This is a genomic window from Gluconobacter sp. Dm-74 (assembly GCF_018256135.1).
In the GTDB taxonomy this organism is placed as follows: Bacteria; Pseudomonadota; Alphaproteobacteria; order Acetobacterales; family Acetobacteraceae; genus Gluconobacter; species Gluconobacter cadivus.
Genome location: NZ_JAERLX010000019.1, coordinates 1 through 15,112, shown reverse-complemented (window position 1 = coordinate 15,112; position 15,112 = coordinate 1). Strand labels below are relative to the sequence as shown.

At 53.7% G+C, this 15,112-nt stretch carries 18 protein-coding genes and 1 pseudogene; 9 read left to right on the top strand and 10 right to left on the bottom strand.

Going from position 1 to position 15,112, the window contains the following annotated elements:
- Nucleotides 1–71: 71 nt before the first annotated feature.
- The 4 genes and pseudogenes from JK208_RS15460 to JK208_RS15440 form a co-directional block, all read right to left on the bottom strand.
- A complete protein-coding gene (locus JK208_RS15460; protein WP_211576680.1) occupies nucleotides 72–584 on the bottom strand; it encodes an IS5 family transposase in 513 nt (170 codons plus the stop codon).
- A gap of 19 nt (nucleotides 585–603) precedes the next feature.
- Nucleotides 604–855, bottom strand: coding sequence for a transposase (locus tag JK208_RS16235; RefSeq protein WP_211576678.1), 252 nt, complete (start codon nucleotides 853–855; stop codon nucleotides 604–606).
- A gap of 89 nt (nucleotides 856–944) precedes the next feature.
- Nucleotides 945–1,582: pseudogene (locus JK208_RS16000) on the bottom strand (IS5 family transposase); the annotation flags it as partial.
- Between the two features lie 113 nt (nucleotides 1,583–1,695).
- Nucleotides 1,696–2,400: a hypothetical protein gene (locus JK208_RS15440; protein WP_211576676.1), complete on the bottom strand. Its 705-nt coding sequence runs from the start codon at nucleotides 2,398–2,400 to the stop codon at nucleotides 1,696–1,698.
- Nucleotides 2,401–2,476: 76 nt separating this feature from the next.
- Here JK208_RS15440 and JK208_RS15435 point away from each other — a divergent pair, with 76 nt between their 5' ends.
- From JK208_RS15435 to JK208_RS16230, 3 genes are all read left to right on the top strand, one after another.
- Complete coding sequence (locus JK208_RS15435) at nucleotides 2,477–3,682, top strand: CBASS cGAMP synthase (RefSeq protein ID WP_211576675.1); 1,206 nt, start codon at nucleotides 2,477–2,479, stop codon at nucleotides 3,680–3,682.
- Between the two features lie 263 nt (nucleotides 3,683–3,945).
- Entirely contained in the window at nucleotides 3,946–5,343 is a 1,398-nt protein-coding gene (locus tag JK208_RS15430; RefSeq protein ID WP_211576674.1) for a ThiF family adenylyltransferase, read from the top strand.
- On the top strand, nucleotides 5,328–5,834 hold the full coding sequence (locus JK208_RS16230) for a Mov34/MPN/PAD-1 family protein (protein WP_408872118.1): 507 nt from the start codon (nucleotides 5,328–5,330) through the stop codon (nucleotides 5,832–5,834). The genes JK208_RS15430 and JK208_RS16230 overlap by 16 nt, the downstream gene beginning before the upstream one ends.
- Before the next feature lie 383 nt (nucleotides 5,835–6,217).
- Here the strand turns inward: JK208_RS16230 and JK208_RS15420 are convergent, their stop codons facing one another.
- Both JK208_RS15420 and JK208_RS15415 read right to left on the bottom strand, forming a co-directional pair.
- Entirely contained in the window at nucleotides 6,218–6,658 is a 441-nt protein-coding gene (locus JK208_RS15420; RefSeq protein ID WP_211576672.1) for a GIY-YIG nuclease family protein, read from the bottom strand.
- A gap of 486 nt (nucleotides 6,659–7,144) precedes the next feature.
- Nucleotides 7,145–7,507 (bottom strand): helix-turn-helix domain-containing protein, encoded by a 363-nt coding sequence (locus JK208_RS15415; RefSeq protein ID WP_211576671.1) that lies wholly within the window; start codon nucleotides 7,505–7,507, stop codon nucleotides 7,145–7,147.
- Between the two features lie 115 nt (nucleotides 7,508–7,622).
- On the opposite strand from JK208_RS15415, the gene JK208_RS15410 reads away from it, so the two are divergent.
- Nucleotides 7,623–8,489, top strand: coding sequence for an NAD(P)H-binding protein (locus tag JK208_RS15410; RefSeq protein WP_211576670.1), 867 nt, complete (start codon nucleotides 7,623–7,625; stop codon nucleotides 8,487–8,489).
- A gap of 289 nt (nucleotides 8,490–8,778) precedes the next feature.
- On the opposite strand, the gene JK208_RS15405 is transcribed toward JK208_RS15410, so the two are convergent.
- A complete protein-coding gene (locus tag JK208_RS15405; RefSeq protein ID WP_211576669.1) occupies nucleotides 8,779–9,189 on the bottom strand; it encodes a helix-turn-helix domain-containing protein in 411 nt (136 codons plus the stop codon).
- 82 nt (nucleotides 9,190–9,271) lie between these two features.
- Between JK208_RS15405 and JK208_RS15400 the strand changes: the two genes are divergently transcribed.
- Complete coding sequence (locus tag JK208_RS15400) at nucleotides 9,272–10,198, top strand: aromatic alcohol reductase (RefSeq protein ID WP_211576668.1); 927 nt, start codon at nucleotides 9,272–9,274, stop codon at nucleotides 10,196–10,198.
- A gap of 74 nt (nucleotides 10,199–10,272) precedes the next feature.
- Here JK208_RS15400 and JK208_RS15395 read toward each other — a convergent pair whose 3' ends face one another.
- A complete protein-coding gene (locus tag JK208_RS15395) occupies nucleotides 10,273–10,725 on the bottom strand; it encodes an Rrf2 family transcriptional regulator (RefSeq protein WP_211576667.1) in 453 nt (150 codons plus the stop codon).
- A gap of 103 nt (nucleotides 10,726–10,828) precedes the next feature.
- Here JK208_RS15395 and JK208_RS15390 point away from each other — a divergent pair, with 103 nt between their 5' ends.
- On the top strand, nucleotides 10,829–11,311 hold the full coding sequence (locus tag JK208_RS15390) for a DUF2938 family protein (protein ID WP_211576666.1): 483 nt from the start codon (nucleotides 10,829–10,831) through the stop codon (nucleotides 11,309–11,311).
- 58 nt (nucleotides 11,312–11,369) lie between these two features.
- Here the strand turns inward: JK208_RS15390 and JK208_RS15385 are convergent, their stop codons facing one another.
- Complete coding sequence (locus JK208_RS15385; protein WP_211576665.1) at nucleotides 11,370–12,245, bottom strand: helix-turn-helix domain-containing protein; 876 nt, start codon at nucleotides 12,243–12,245, stop codon at nucleotides 11,370–11,372.
- A 149-nt stretch (nucleotides 12,246–12,394) separates the two neighbouring features.
- Here JK208_RS15385 and JK208_RS15380 point away from each other — a divergent pair, with 149 nt between their 5' ends.
- On the top strand, nucleotides 12,395–13,141 hold the full coding sequence (locus JK208_RS15380) for an SDR family oxidoreductase (RefSeq protein ID WP_211576664.1): 747 nt from the start codon (nucleotides 12,395–12,397) through the stop codon (nucleotides 13,139–13,141).
- A gap of 40 nt (nucleotides 13,142–13,181) precedes the next feature.
- Here JK208_RS15380 and JK208_RS15375 read toward each other — a convergent pair whose 3' ends face one another.
- Entirely contained in the window at nucleotides 13,182–14,093 is a 912-nt protein-coding gene (locus tag JK208_RS15375; protein WP_211576663.1) for a LysR family transcriptional regulator, read from the bottom strand.
- A gap of 115 nt (nucleotides 14,094–14,208) precedes the next feature.
- Between JK208_RS15375 and JK208_RS15370 the strand changes: the two genes are divergently transcribed.
- Both JK208_RS15370 and JK208_RS15365 read left to right on the top strand, forming a co-directional pair.
- Complete coding sequence (locus tag JK208_RS15370) at nucleotides 14,209–14,541, top strand: YciI family protein (RefSeq protein WP_003626994.1); 333 nt, start codon at nucleotides 14,209–14,211, stop codon at nucleotides 14,539–14,541.
- 52 nt (nucleotides 14,542–14,593) lie between these two features.
- On the top strand, nucleotides 14,594–15,091 hold the full coding sequence (locus JK208_RS15365) for an MBL fold metallo-hydrolase (protein WP_249202194.1): 498 nt from the start codon (nucleotides 14,594–14,596) through the stop codon (nucleotides 15,089–15,091).
- Nucleotides 15,092–15,112: the final 21 nt, after the last annotated feature.

Here is a 15,112-nt window from a genome sequence, read left to right as displayed (position 1 = left end):
TTATCGTCTTCGTTAAAGACAACAGTGAATCAGATCTCAGAATGAGCGTATAGACCTTTTGTCAACGCGACCTAGGCCACGTTGACAAAAGAGTTGATCAAGAGCCTTGCTGCGGCGATATTGAGGAAACTCATGAAGGACAGGGCGGTCTTGTCGTAGCGGGTCGCAATGCGGCGCATCTGCTTGAGGTGGTTGAACATCCGCTCGATGCAGTTGCGGTCCCTGTAACGTCGCCAGTCTGTTTTCTGTGGAACACTGCGGCCTTTTCGTGAGGGAATAACCGGCAGGATCCCGTGGACCAGTAGGTTCTGGCGGAAACCGTCGCTGTCATAGCCCCGATCAGCCAGCATGGCCCTGGGGTTTGGAACCGGTAATGCCATCAAGGCTTCTGTTGTTCTGTAATCCGAGACCTGCCCGCCTGTGAGGACAAAGCCAGGAGGACGTCCCTGATTGTCGCATCGGGCGTGGATTTTGCTCGTAAAGCCGCCGCGTGACCGACCAAAAGCATCCGCATGAGCCCCCCTTTTGCCCCAGTGGCCTGCGAATGGGCACGGACTACGGTGCTGTCGAGCATATGCTGCCAGTCATCGGCCAGCCCCAGCTCTACCAGGGTTTGCAGTAGGGCATCCCACACGCCCTGTTCGGCCAAACGGCGAAACCCCGGGCATAAACCGAGTTCCATTTGCCATAGCGCTCATGCATGTCCCGCCAGGGACAGCCTGTGCGCAGAACATGCAGCATGCCATTGAGAAATAGGCGATTGTCTCCGGCTGGTCGAGCCAAACGACTGCGCTCAGGCGGCAGAAGCGGACCAATTATCGCCCATTCCTCATCCGTCAGATCGCCTCGTGCCATGCCTGTTCTCCCTGCTCCTTATCCCACAGGCAGCAGTGAATCAGATCTCAGGCAGATCGTATAGATCTTTTGTCAACTCGACCTGACAAGGCGACTGGTGCGTCACGTCGTTTCGCGGGAATGGTGGGCCGGGCTCCCATGTCCCATATCCGTTCACGAAAGGCGCTCGATGCATAGTCCTTGTCCGCCACGACCCACAGGGGAATAGCGGGAAGGCTGTCGAGCATGGCTGGTGCCAGAGGCAGTTCATGAGCCTGTCCCGGGGCCAGGGCAAAACGGAAGGCTTTTCCATGTCTCTCCGCGATCGCGCAGACTTTCGTGCCATAACCGCCGCGAGAGCGCCAAGTGCTTCACGATGGTCCCGCTCTTCGAAAGAGGCCCCTTTTTAGGCTCCCGCCGCTTTGTGGTGAGCCCTGATGTTCGTGCCATCCAGAAAAGTCATTCCGAGCGCCACTCCGTGTTGTTCCTGCACCAGTTCGAGCAGGCGGTCCCATACGCCGAGCTTCGCCCAGCGGATGAAAAGCTGTGCCGCCCGCCACCACGGACCCAGTTCAGCGGTAATGCTTCGCCATTTCGCGCCATTCTCATGTCGCCAGAAAATCGCTGCTATCGTGCGCCGCAGATCATGGGGCGGCGTCTTGCCCCTCGGGCGGACCGCCTCAATCAGAGGTTCCCAGATCGACCATGTCTCGTTCGTAAAAGGGCCTGCTCCGTCTCCTTCTCCCATCCTTACAATATGGGAAGAATTGCAAGTTCTAACAGGCCCTAGGCTGCCTGATGGTAAACGAAAAGTCGTAGATGCACCGAGAGCGCGTGGCGCACCTCCTGAACCGCCTCCCGTCAGAACTCTGCTGCTCGCCTGAACGTCACTGTTCCCGCGGTGTTCAGCCCGTTCTGCCAGTTGCGATTGGTCCAGTAAGGGCCTGTAAGAAACATCTCGTTTCCTTTCTGTTCAAGATCCAAAATCGCGGCCCCTAAATGGCTGGCGCTGTCCGACCGTTGCGGGTTGCGAGTACGGTTTTGATATATGTAGCGAACTTCGACCACGCCGCTGCCAGGGCGTTTCGTGACGCCTACTAGAAGCGTTTCTGAGTCTGAGTAATTAGTATCAGCTTCTAGCGTCATGGTAACGGACAGAAGCCTCGCTTGGATAGTCACCGTCACATTCGTTGGTGCAATCCTCTGCTCCACCCCAGGGTCGGGAGGAGACTGAGCGACAGAACTTCTGTGCGAGATTAAAAGCCAATTTGAATTCACTGTTCCGACCCATTTTCCATCCAGATCGGGAACGAACCGGCGGATCCAGCGGTTTCGGCACACGACTGCGAATAGTGGGGTCTCGCCCAAAAGCCACAAGAGGCCAGCTGCAAGCATTAGTGCTTTGCCCACAGCGCCCCAAAACACCCCTAACACCGGAAAAATGTTGCTTGTAGTCAGCGCCGACAGAAGGCGCACCCGCTCAATGAGAAGGATAATTCCCAAAAAAAAAGTGGCTATCCAACCGTAGGCGGCAAGGATTCGCTTAATACCGATGACTGAATACATTACATGAACCCTTGTTTTTGCCCCCGCCGCTCACCACACTATATTATGCTCTAACCGGAGGCCAGAAGGATTCTCCTTGTCTACCTTGAACGCGCATCGTCTTCTCGCTGGTACTGATACTAAGATTGGTTTCAAGCAGAACATCAGCCTCAGTCAGAAAGACTGGGACAACCTAATCAGGGTTCGCAACCTGATTCGGACAACCCTGCGCCGAGGATTTTCGGAGCTAAGCGAGGAGCCATCGCAAAAGGCCGTGTTGCTTGAAAGGCGCTACGCTACCCTTGCCCGCGAAGCGAGCTTCAAAGTTGCTCCTCGATTCCGTATGCAGGGCAGCTTCTCCTACCGGACCGTCAACCATCCGGCATGGGCGCCCCCTCAGGAAATCGACCTAGATGACGGGGTCTACCTCCCCGTCTCATTCACCTCCCAGACCACGCCGGTCATCGCCGCCACTGCGTTCTTCAGAGCTGTGAAGGAAATGCTCCTGCCCCTCTCCGTTGAGCAGGGCTGGACGATGGTAGAGAAGTCCTCCTGCGTGAGGATCATCCTCGACACGAAGGTTCATCTGGATCTCCCACTCTACTCCATCCCGGATGAAGACTTCCATGATCCGGAGATCGTAGCTAAGGCTGATGGCCTAGCCTTGGATGAGGCAATGCGCGCTGAGATCTCTCTTGAAAGTTTTCGAGAAATCCCGAAGGATCGTATTATGCTCGCGCTCAGTAAGGGCGAGTGGATGCAGTCCGATCCTCGTAAGATGGAGAACTGGTTTCAGAGCGCGGTCAACCAACATGGCCAGCACCTTCGCCGCATCAGCCGCTACCTGAAGGCGTGGCGCGACTGGCAATGGGAGACGCAGGGCGAGGGTATGTCGTCGATTTGCCTCATGGCCTGCGCAGTAACCGCTTTCGACGAAGCCGCTGGTTGCCTGGCGGACAATCGGGACGACCTCGCCCTTCAACATGTGGCCGGGAGGCTTCCCCATTTGTTGGCTAACCCCATCACTAACCCGGTGGTTGAGGATCTACTGTTGGACGATGGCTGGACCGATGAGCAGCGCGACAAGTACGTTGAGCTGGCTTGGGACCTAAAGCGCCATATCGACGCGGCAATGAACTCAAATTCTCCTGACACGGTCATATCCAAAATGCGACTGGCTCTTGGTGATCGGATCCCCCGTGATACTTCGCTTATCAGCGATGACACACAAGAAATAGACATCCTGAGCGTTGCCGCTCGTAGGGTAGCTGCGCCCGCTGTCCCTCGATCCACCTCGGGGTGAACGCGGCAGGCGCGGAACGCGCCATCTATGAGACCATGATAACTGAAGGGTTTCATGCAGATCGGAGCAAGCCTGGCATTCCCCGCTTTGAGGGCATTGTCTCAGTAGGTGACCGTCAGGTGGCGGTGGCTCTCGAGTACACTTGCTTGGACTTCTCGATCCTGCCAAAGGCATTTCTCCTGAACAGGGAGCATGATATCCCAAGTGGCGTAGGTCACATAATGAATAATAACGAGCTCTGCTATGCCGCTCCTGGAGCCGTCGTGCTGGATCGTTACCAGCCTGGAGAGCATGCCCTTACTGTTCTCGAAATGATTCGGCATACTCTTGCCGAAATCTGCGATGGTGAAGCTGACGCAGCTATCTTAAGCGAGTTTCCCCAGCACTGGCTCGGAAACATCGTCCACGTCGCGCTTCCCCCGAATGTCCCTGAAGGAAGCGCGGAACTATACTCTATCCCGCGTGGAAAAGACCGTGCTCTGTTGCTGCTAACCCGCGACGCCCAAGGACTTTCAGTGTTCCCGGAGGCTCTCCGTCGGGATGCCATGGCGTCCTGTACTCGTGCGTGGGTCGTTCGGTGTGGCACGGCTTTGCACTTTGCCAAAGACATGGTCCAGCCCGAGAATTTCGCCGATCTGCTGGCTTGGGCTGCTGCGTGCGAGCCCGGTTTGGATACACGGTTGCTCTTAGCTGCTAAAAATTGCTTCAAACGCAGGTGTTGGCTCTTCGTCATGGCTCCCAATGGGTGTGTCGGGGCTCAGGTGAAGCTCCCACCCCTCATCGACAAGTCCATCCAAACAGTTCAGTTTTACCGGCGCATTTTGGATATTATACGTAATAAAATTCTAGTGACGCGGTGGTCGGGGACGCCCATGCATACGGATTTCATCTTTGACCGAAACCTCGGCACCCAACCTGGGCTTGCTGGACGCTCGGTGGTCCTAGTGGGGTGTGGCACGATCGGAAGCCATCTAGCCAAATTTCTTGCTCAATCTGGAGCGGGTCACTTGGGGAACCTTATCTTGGTCGACCCAGATACAATGTCACCAGGCAACATTGGTCGCCATTGGCTCGGACCTGGGCAGGTCGGACAATTCAAGGCTGACGCTTGCAGAGACGAGTTGAAGGCGATGTTCCCGAGCAGTAACATCCGATCGATCGCCGAAAGCATTCTCGACCGGAAGAGCGTTTTGGCTAAAGCTGATTTGGTAATCGACGCCACGGGGGAAGAGGCACTGTCCCTCGCTCTCAATGAAATTTTGGTACGAAAGCGCCCTTTAGGACCGGCTGCGATTCATGTCTGGTTGATAGGAAACGGAGCGGCCGCCCAGTGTTTGCTGGTGCGCCACAACAGCCTTGAGGGCTGTTGCCTCAAATGTATCCGCACAAGTCCGGCAGCATCCAGCCCCTACTGGCCGCTTGTTGTGGGAGAAGAAACGCAACCAGTTGCAGCTACTTGTGGGGAAGCTGCTTTCGTTCCGTATGGGGTTGCTGCGCCTGCGATCGCCGCAGCGATGGCGCTCAAAGCTTGTCTCGATTGGAGCCGGAATGCTAGCGAGCCAAACATGAGGACAATTAGGGTTGAATTCGGTGCCACCGTTGAGGTTCCTGATACTACCCCTAAACCAATATTTGACTGCCCCGCATGCGGACAACGCTAAACGGCCGGATTGCGCCTCGGGTTTTGATCCGACACGCCATCTGTACCGCGCTGGACAATGAGATGACGCGCTGTGCAGACCAACGAGAGGCAGGTGGAATTCTACTAGGCCACCTTCGAGGTACGGATATCGAAGTGGTGGGGCGGACTACGCCCGGCTCGTCCGATCTCCGATCTCTTTTCTCCTTTGAACGCTCCGATCCGCAGCACCAAGAAGCGGCCGACGATGCTTGGATGGCTTCGGGAGGAACTCAGACATGGGTGGGTGAATGGCACACTCATCCATGCGGTAACGTTCTCCCATCCGACATCGACCTAAGAACATGGAGGAAGCACGCACGGACCGAAAAACGCCCAATGGTGTTTGTTCTTGTTGTCCCCAGCAATTGGGGCGTCTTTCTCGTCATGCCTTATCTGTTTCGGACAAGTATAATGAAACTAGAACAATTGGAATATGGTACGGTCGGGCGCGTCTTTGCAAATAAAACTTAGTATCTATAGGAGTTTGTTCCTCTTTTTACTATCTTCGTCATATGCGTGGTCTATCAGACAAGGTCGGCAGTGTTGGATACATTACCCGCCTGTCGCACATGTTACTCGCGTCAGACCACCTTAATATCGAGTTTTTTTATTCATTCCGCTCCAGAGCAGACAGTCGCCTCCAACCCGAACTCGAAATAAGGTTTCGAACTGACGATGTCCGCTATGCGGATGCCTCTACTGTCCTCCTCATGTCCTAAATGAGGGCGGAAGCAGCAGGTCCGTTTACGCCTTCATCTAAGACGTGGGATAGCAGCTTCATGCTTCCTCGAAGCGGACGTGGCTCATGGCGTGCGAGGAATAGTCTCCGTCAATCTCGTAGCGCTTCACCAAAGTCATACCGCTTTACTCCCGCGACGGTTCCACGTCGGCTTGATGTCCCGGATCAGCCCCTCTTCCAAACCGGCGACAGGATCGACGGGTAATCCGCCATGCAGCGTGAGGGGCTCTTCAAGCACAATCACATAAACATCGACGACTGTGCCGTGAGAAAGCCTTTCCAGAACCGCCTCTCGGATACGAATGGCTGTTCGCAGGTTTTTTGAACTTTCATAGTGTCGCAACCGCTTGTGCAGACCACGCTGCGCCGACCCGACATAAAGAACTTCCTGATCAACAGCATACGCGTAAACTCCAGGCTTGCTTGGAACAGGATTAATCCCTTGGAATTTCATCAACCCATTCTGGCCGGCCTGCCACACTCCGATGTGTACAAAGCCGCCATCGAGAAGCTGATCGACACTTACTGATAAGCAAGGCGAAAAAGCTTTATTCATCGAATGACCTTAGGGCCCTTTTTAGGGCTGATAACGGGCGTTAATCAGTGTTCGGCAGATTGTACTCGCCACAACCTGGCAGGTTTTGTCCCCTACAGGAAGCATGGCTTCATAGGCCTGAATGCGGTAGCTCTCCGCATCGGCGGCTAAATGTTGATTGACTGGTATAAAAGGTAGAACAAGACGATCTGAATTCGCCCTCATCCTCGACATACAAGGCGCGATAAAGATTTCCAAAACCGGACATGTGCGCGTGGCAAGTCCGACATACTCGCGTATGCCGTCACCGTTGTTCCCGTCTGCCAGTAATTTCCGCTCATGTGCCTCACGATGCTGCGCATATTGGTAATTATACTGTAGCAAAATGAACCGACATCTCTGGACAAACACCTGAGCGAGCGCATGGTTAAGTGGTTCAACTTGATGGAATGATGCCCCGCATGCGCCGCTGATTGACGGCGCGCTTCATCACACCTCAACGCCAGTTCACTCCTGCGCGGCACGACGATCAAATGCGGCGCGGGCCTGTTCAAGGGCGGGACGGTTCTCGCGTGCCCAACTTGCCAGGGCTGCCAGAGGTCCTGTCAGGCTTTGCCCCAATGGGGTCAGACAGTACTCAACCTTCGGCGGGACGGTAGCATAGGCTTTGCGAGCCACCAGTCCATCGCGTTCGAGCCCGCGCAGAGTGATGGTCAGCATCCGGTGCGAGATGCCGGGGATGCGGTGCTTCAACGCATTGAAACGATGGGTGCCTTCTGAGAGATGGCCACAGACCATGACCGTCCACTTGTCGCCAATGCGTGCAATCACCTCTGCTAGGCCGCGACATTCAGCTTCTACATTTTCCATTGCTACTCCTTGGGGCGACAGGAACCTGGGTGTTCTTGACGCATGAATTCATGCGTACTTGTTAGCTTATAGGAACAAATTTATCCTAAAGAACCATAAATAACCATGGAATCTGATGATGAAAATAGGTGTGAGCGGTGCCAGCGGCCAGCTCGGTAGCGCAGTTGTTCAGGCGTTGGCCGAAACGGTTGCGGCAGAAAATTTGGTGGCGATTTCGCGCACCCCCAAGACCGATCTAACCTACGCAGGTCGCTTGGGCGACTACGACCAATCCGACACATTGGTGGCGGCCTATCAGGGCTTGGATCGCCTATTGTTGATTCCAGGGGCTGATCTGCGGCCGGGGATTCGTTCGCGCCAGATGTTGGCGGCCGTGGATGCCGCTGCACAGGCCCAAGTCGGTCACGTCTTCCTGTTGTCGGCAACCGGGACGCAGCGTGAGGGGGAGTCCGCCGTTGGGGCGGCGTATTGGCACAGTGAGCAGGCGTTGATCAAGAGCGCGATCCCCGCATGGACGATACTGCGTATGAGCTATTTTTCCGGGACGCTGGTCGAAGAGGTGCGGATGTCTTTGACGGCAGGCGGGCTTGCGATGCTTGAGGACAGCCGCGTCAGTTTCGTTTCGCGCGGCGACGTGGCCAAAGCTGCCGCCGCCGCATTGACCAGCGAGGGCCACGAGGGCGCCATATATCAGCTGACAGGCTCTGAAGCCCTGCGTGGTGAAGCGGTCTGCAGACTGGTCGCGCAGCAGATCCAGCGGCCCTTTGCCTTGAACGTTATGCCCGCCGAGGTGTTGCGAGCCGGGTTGCTCAAAACGGGTCTGCCTGACGTGGTTGCCGATGCCGTGGTATCGATGAAGGCGCGGCAGGCGCGTGGCGCCTACGACATCGTCAGCGGTGACATCGTGCGTTTGACCGGAGGCACGCCGTGTTCCCTGGCCGAAATTCTGGCGAGTATCGCCGGAGGACTGGGGCAGTCGTAGCACCGCACTTGCTGGGTGCTTTGCTGCGCCATTCGACGGAGGTCCGCGCCACCGGTGCAAGTAGGCTTGGAATTGCGGGTACGTGACCACGTTGGAGGCGTAGTTCAGCAGGAGGTCAGGTCCAACTGGATGTCGGCGTTGCCAGGGCACTCGACCAGATGGCTTTCCAGGGCGATGGCGTCGGGGGCGGCTAGCAACTGTGTTTGAGCGGCCTCTCGTCACAATCACCAACGCTATTCTCAAGAGCGGAGTGCCATGGCGCATTAGCTCCGCTGCTTAAACACTGTTGCTAATTCAGACCGTCACGAGGCTCAACGAAAGTGCTATTCCTCTCACTGTCGAACCGATCGCGTGCCGTTCTGAATGCCGCAGCGTTGTCAATAATCCACCGCCAAAGAGGCATCATTCCTACGAGCAGCCCCTTTCCCAACGGAGTGAGAGTATAATCCACCCATGGCGGGACCTCACCGTAATCATGGCGAATAATAAGACCGTCGCGTTCTAACTGACGAAGAGAACGCGTCAACATACGCTGCGTAGCCCCATCAAGCCGCCGCGCCAGCTCTGCGTGCCGCAGAGTACCAGCAACACCAAGAATATGGACAATACCGAGCGACCATCTGTTGCCGGCATGCGCAAGCACTTCTCGCTTCAACCCGCCATCGTTGTCACTGAGAGCAGCACAGGCTGCCTGCGACATTATCGAACGGTATCACTCGTGTACCTTCTTCGCTTTCCCGCATCGCGTCTTATTTTAACTTTATAACCATAAGGAATTCCTGATGCCAGCGATGAAGACCCCTGTCATTGAAACCCTTGTCATCGGCGCCGGAGAGCTTGGTCAGACCGTCATCACCGGTCTGCTTGAACAGAACCCGGAATGCACTCGGTCAATCAGCGTTCTTCTCAGACCATCAAGCGGAAGCACCAGAACGGATATTGCGCGACAATTAAAGCAAAAAGGCCTGCAGATCGTTTATGCTGATCTTTCGACGGAAACGGTAGAGGACCTCTCCGCCCTCTTCACCAAGTTCAATACAATTATATGTTGTACCGGGTTTGTTGGTGGCCCCGGTACACAGCGTAAAATTACCAGTGCTCTCCTGAAGGCTGGGGTGGACCGTTATGTGCCGTGGCAGTTTGGTGTCGATTACGATGTTGTTGGACGTGGTAGCGGGCAGCCAGTCTTTGATGAGCAATCAGACGTAAGGGACATGCTGCGCGGTCAATCTGCGACCCAATGGATAATCATTTCGACAGGAATCTTCACCAGCTTTCTGTTTGAGCCAGCTTTCGGTTTGGTGGATCTTCAAGGCGCCAAGGTTCGCGCACTCGGCAGTTGGGATAACCGTCTGACGGTGACCACTTCCGAAGATATAGGACGACTTACAGCGAGTATCCTCGCCCATAAACCGCCGATCCAGAACGAGGTGGTTTACGTTGCCGGGGATACGTTCTCCTACGCTCAACTCGCCGAAAAGATGGAGCACTACCTTGGCCGCCCTGTCATTCGGGAACTGTGGGATATGGATAGGCTACGCGCAGAAGTCGCCGCACACCCTGATGACGGAATACGGAAATATCGTCTTGCGTTTGCACGCGATACTGGCGTGGCATGGGACAAGAAACAGACTTTCAACGCTGTACAGGGCATTGAAGTAACCGACGCCATGACCTGGCTAAAACACCAGCAACGTCATGTAGCTTAAACCACTCACTGTTTGCGACATCTGAATTCCGGGAGGCACAAGGTCAGCATCAATCCTGGCCATCAGCCCTTGGTCTACTTGCAGAGCGTGGCCGGAGCATGGCGCGCTGCTAGCCTCTGATGGAAGTCGGCATGAAGTGCTGCAAGTGTAATCTGGCCAAAACGCGCGAGAAGTTGGGCCTTAACATCCGCAAGGACGCCGCTCATTGCGTCGTTAACGGCTTCCTCAACAAGGCATTCAGTCTTTTCACTTCGGTTCCCTATGGCGAATAATCTTGGGCCATCAAGAGCCTCGTAGATATCTCGCAGCGTTACCTGATGCAACTGGCATGAAAGCGTCCACCCCCCGCCATGACCTTTCTCGGAGTGCACATATCCATGCTCACGCAGACCACCCATAAGACGTCGCACAACTACGGGATTAGTGTTAAGGGCGCGAGCCAGAGCTTCTGACGTCATGGGCCCCCCTGCTTCTGCCATATGCAGGAGTACGTGGAGCACACAGGATAATCTGTTATCTTGTCTCATGTAACTTCTTGTGTTGCTAGAGTGCGGTTTCGTCAGTATATCATGAAACTCGAAAAGTGACATGAAGGTGTGTGAGAACACTCTTACTTCGAGGACATGCTGTATGAATTTGCTCGAAATTCTGACAGTCGGCGTCGTGGCGACTGCCGCATCCGATATCTGGCAACAAGCCCAGAAACCATTGACTGGAATTCCTGCAGCCAACTGGCCTGTCACGGGCCGCTGGGTCATAGGGTGGCGCAACGGCAGGATCTATGATCCAATGATTGGAAAAAGACCCATCCTGAAAGGAGAGGCAGTTGTCGGCTGGGCATTTCATTATCTGATTGGTGCTATTTATGCTGCACTGTATCTCAGTTTTGTGACTGTCATAGTAGAGACAGTCCCCACATTGTTGAATGGTCTGATCTTCGGACTGATTACGCTTTTAGCGCCATTTCTGTTTATGAAACCTGCTTTGGGCGGCGGTTTTTTCGGACTTAGGGCTCCCAATCCTGAAAAAGGACTATTTCTCAGTATCAGCGCTCATGCCGTTTTCGGAATTGGCTTGTATTTAGGTGAACTGTTCTACCAAAGTCTTTTTTGAACCTTTATTTATTTAATGAGTGCATTTTTCTATAATTACGAGGACTGAGACCGGTTACTCAGCGGAAGACCTGAGCAAAATGACTTGGGCTTTCGTATCCAGTTTCCAAGGCAATCTCGATAATGGAAAGACTGGTCTTGCGAAGCATTTCTGATGCCTTCTGGACGCGGTGCTGCATGAACCAGCCAGACGGGGTTTGTGCTGTGGTTGCACGGAATGAACGACTGAAATGAAAACGGCTCATCCTACACAGCGCAGCGAGGGCATCCAAATCAAATGGTTCAGCCAGATGTGCTTCCATATGCTCAAGAACTCTGCGAAGTTTCCATGTCGGCAAGAGGGTGGATCTTGGCTTTGTCTCGCTTTTGGTGTCAGCATACTGTCTTAGTAGATGAACTGTTAGACTTTCCAGAAGACCATTTACAAATAAGGGATTTGCAATGGCGGGAGATTGCATTTCAGCTACCAGACCACTCAAAATGCCTGATATAAAAACGTCCTGTCCTCCCGAGACATCCCGCATTCGAATACGTGAGGAGTTCAGATTTAATGACATGGCGGCTCGGTTAACAAGCTCAAGTCCAAGATAGAGATGCAACACTTCAAAACAAGTGTCGTCCTTGCCCTGCCAACGCATCAGATAGGGTGTGTCCGTCTGCGTGAGGTAAAACGTTCCAGCTCTTGCCTTGCTCTGTTCCCAAGGTCCTGTCAGTTCACGCTCTTCAATATTTGCTTCTCCGCTGATAACCCAGACAAGCAAGGGTTCTGCGACGGCAGGCACAAGAATTTCGTCTTCTTGTAACGGGCGAGAGAAGATCTGGACGTCAACGTCGTTCCAGACATCCCCTTCACTTTGTGCGATTTTCTTCCCGGGGAGAAGTTGCTCCAGTGCCAAACTGGCAGCACGCCGAGAAGGAAGGCAGGGCACCCCCATCTGTTACACTCCCTAATTTCCATGCACGACTATCTATAGCGCAAAATCGCAATAGTTTCAGCAAGAAGCCAAGAGAGATATCTTCTGGCATAATTTACACCTCCTTCGACAGACAAGGGCGATTGAAGGCTCGTTGCGTGGAGAAGATTATGAACATTGCAGGAAAAATTGCTCTGGTGACCGGAGCATCCAGTGGCATTGGTGCGGCAACAGCGCGCAAACTTGCAGCAGAAGGAATGACAGTCGGCCTGGCGGCACGTCGTCATGATCGCCTGAATGCACTTGTCAGTGAGATTATCAAGGCTGGCGGTCGAGCTATTCCTCTGGTGACGGACGTTACTGACCTTGTCTCGTGTCAAGAAGCCGCAAAGAGCTTGATTGCCCAATTTGGAAGGATTGATGTTCTGGTCAACAATGCGGGCCTGATGCCCCTATCTAGCGTTGACAGCCTGAAAGTGGACGAATGGCAGCAGATGGTGAACGTCAATATATCCGGTGTTTTTAATGCAACTGCAGCCGTTCTTCCGCAGATGATCGCACAGCATTCGGGCCATATTTTTAACATGTCCTCGATTGCAGGCCGGAAAGTCTTTACGGGTCTCGCCGTTTATTGTGCCACCAAAGCTGCGGTGACAGCGTTTTCAGACGGCCTCAGAATGGAGATCGGACCAAAGCATAATATCCGCGTTACCTGCATTCAGCCGGGAGCCGTAAAATCGGAGCTTTACGACCACATTACAGATGCTGATTACCGCAAACAGATGGATGATCTTGCAGCGTCCATGACCTTTCTCGAAGGCGAGGACATAGCAGACAGCATCCTTTTTGCTTTGAAATCACCTGCACGCATGGATGTTGCAGAACTGTTTGTGCTTCCGACTGAACAGGGGTGGTGAACAGAAACTGATTGCTAAGCGAGCTTAGGAGACAAACATCCTACCGTCGAAAAGAAGCTTGAGGCTGGAAAGCCTCTTGAAGCTCAGTCACAAAGACCCGCAGTTTTGGTGTCATAACCGGACCTGCGTTATAAAGCAGGTGCATGGGTCGGTCCGGAACTGTCCATCTCGGCATAAGCTGGACAAGCCGTTTGCTTTTAATATCTGGAAGCAGGGCCTGCTCATAACCCAGTAGAATGCCATCGCCAGCGAGTGCTGCAGAATGCAGAACACTTGAATCATTACTGATTATCCGCCCGGAGACGGTGACAGGCCGCGTAACGCTTCCTTGAGAAAAGTGCCAGGTTGTTACAGGTCCGCCGGAATTTTCATACACGAGACACTCGTGGCGCATCAAATCATCGGGCTGCGCTGGAAAACCGTGTTTTTCCAGGTAGGTTTGAGCCGCGCAGATGACCCGACGATAGGCCGTCAAAGGACGACTGACCGCTGTAAGATCCGTCTCCAGTTCACCAATTCGGATCACAGCCTCATGTCCATCCATTGTGGGATGAACCAGTTGGTCTGTCAGGGATAAATGCACTTGAATTTCTGGATATCTTTTTTGAAAACTGTGAATAAATGATAGAAATACCGTTCGCCCGAAGGTGACGGGGACGCTGACAGATAATGTGCCGCGCGGTGTACCAAGCGTATTGGCTGCCAGACTGTCAGCTCGTTCAGCAGCCTGCAGTACAAGCCGACACTGCTCGCAATAGAGCCGGCCTGTTTCGGTCAGACTTTGTCTGCGGGTAGTCCGATGTAACAGACGTGCACCAAGGTGGCGCTCCAGAGCCTCTATATGCTTTGCGACCATCTGCGGCGACAAAGTCAGATGCTGGGAGACCGCTGCAAAGGACCCCAATTCTACGACCTTGATAAAAATCTTCATGCTGGTTAACCGGTCAAGCATTCATCCTCCTCAGTTGTGACTGATGTCTCGTATCGACAATTTATCCAGCGCAAAAGAAGAATATGCTGAAGGCTTCGAGTGATTGGCAAGTCCAGTTCTGGTGGAGACTTTCGAAATGCCTGTTTATCTTGTTCGCATGGATCACCCTGATGGCGAGGGATGGGGTCAGCATGTCGCAGCACACGTGTTGTATCTCAGGCGCCTTATTCAGGAAGGCAGCCTGCTGGCGTCCGGTCCGTTGAAAGGGACCCCATTGCGCTCCGGCTTTCTGATTATGAAAGGCGCCAATCGGCAAGAGATCGACGCGATGATTGCCGGTGATCCCTTTGCATCCGAAGGTTTGATTTGTGATCTGCGGATTGAAGAATGGGACCCACTATTCGGGTGCCTGTCAAATCATGCAACAGGCAAACTCCCGCAAGAATTGAAGTCTCTTTTCCCTTCATGACGACAGCGCTGTGTTTTTTGAGAAATAAAAACGAAAAGAGAGCCTTGGGATTATGAACGATCTTCAGTGGTATGCTGTAGGGGATGCCCGCATACTAAAAATACAGGATCTTACGCTGGCAGCACTCACTCCAGAACAGTTGCTTCCTGACTGGGATGATGCCACGGCACTTCAGGCCTATTCTGATCTACCTGAAACGCTGGATGCTTCAGAAACGAAAGTCCTTTTGAGCGTTCATAGCTGGCTCCTCAAGGATCGCGGTCGGAACATTCTTGTGGATACGGGGGCCGGGAATAGCAAGGCTCGACCTGCTGCTCTGTATTTCGATCACTTGCAGACTGTGTGGCTTGAAAATCTGATGCGCGCTGGTGTCAGTCCAGAAGACATCGATTTTGTTCTTCTTACCCATCTGCATGTCGATCATGTCGGGTGGAATACACGCCTGCAAAATGGGATCTGGGTTCCGACCTTCCCGAATGCCCGATATGTCTTTTCTAGAGCGGTTCCACTGAACTCTGAATCGAGAGGTGACACTGAAGAGGTCTTGTGATTCACCGTTTTCATTGATGGA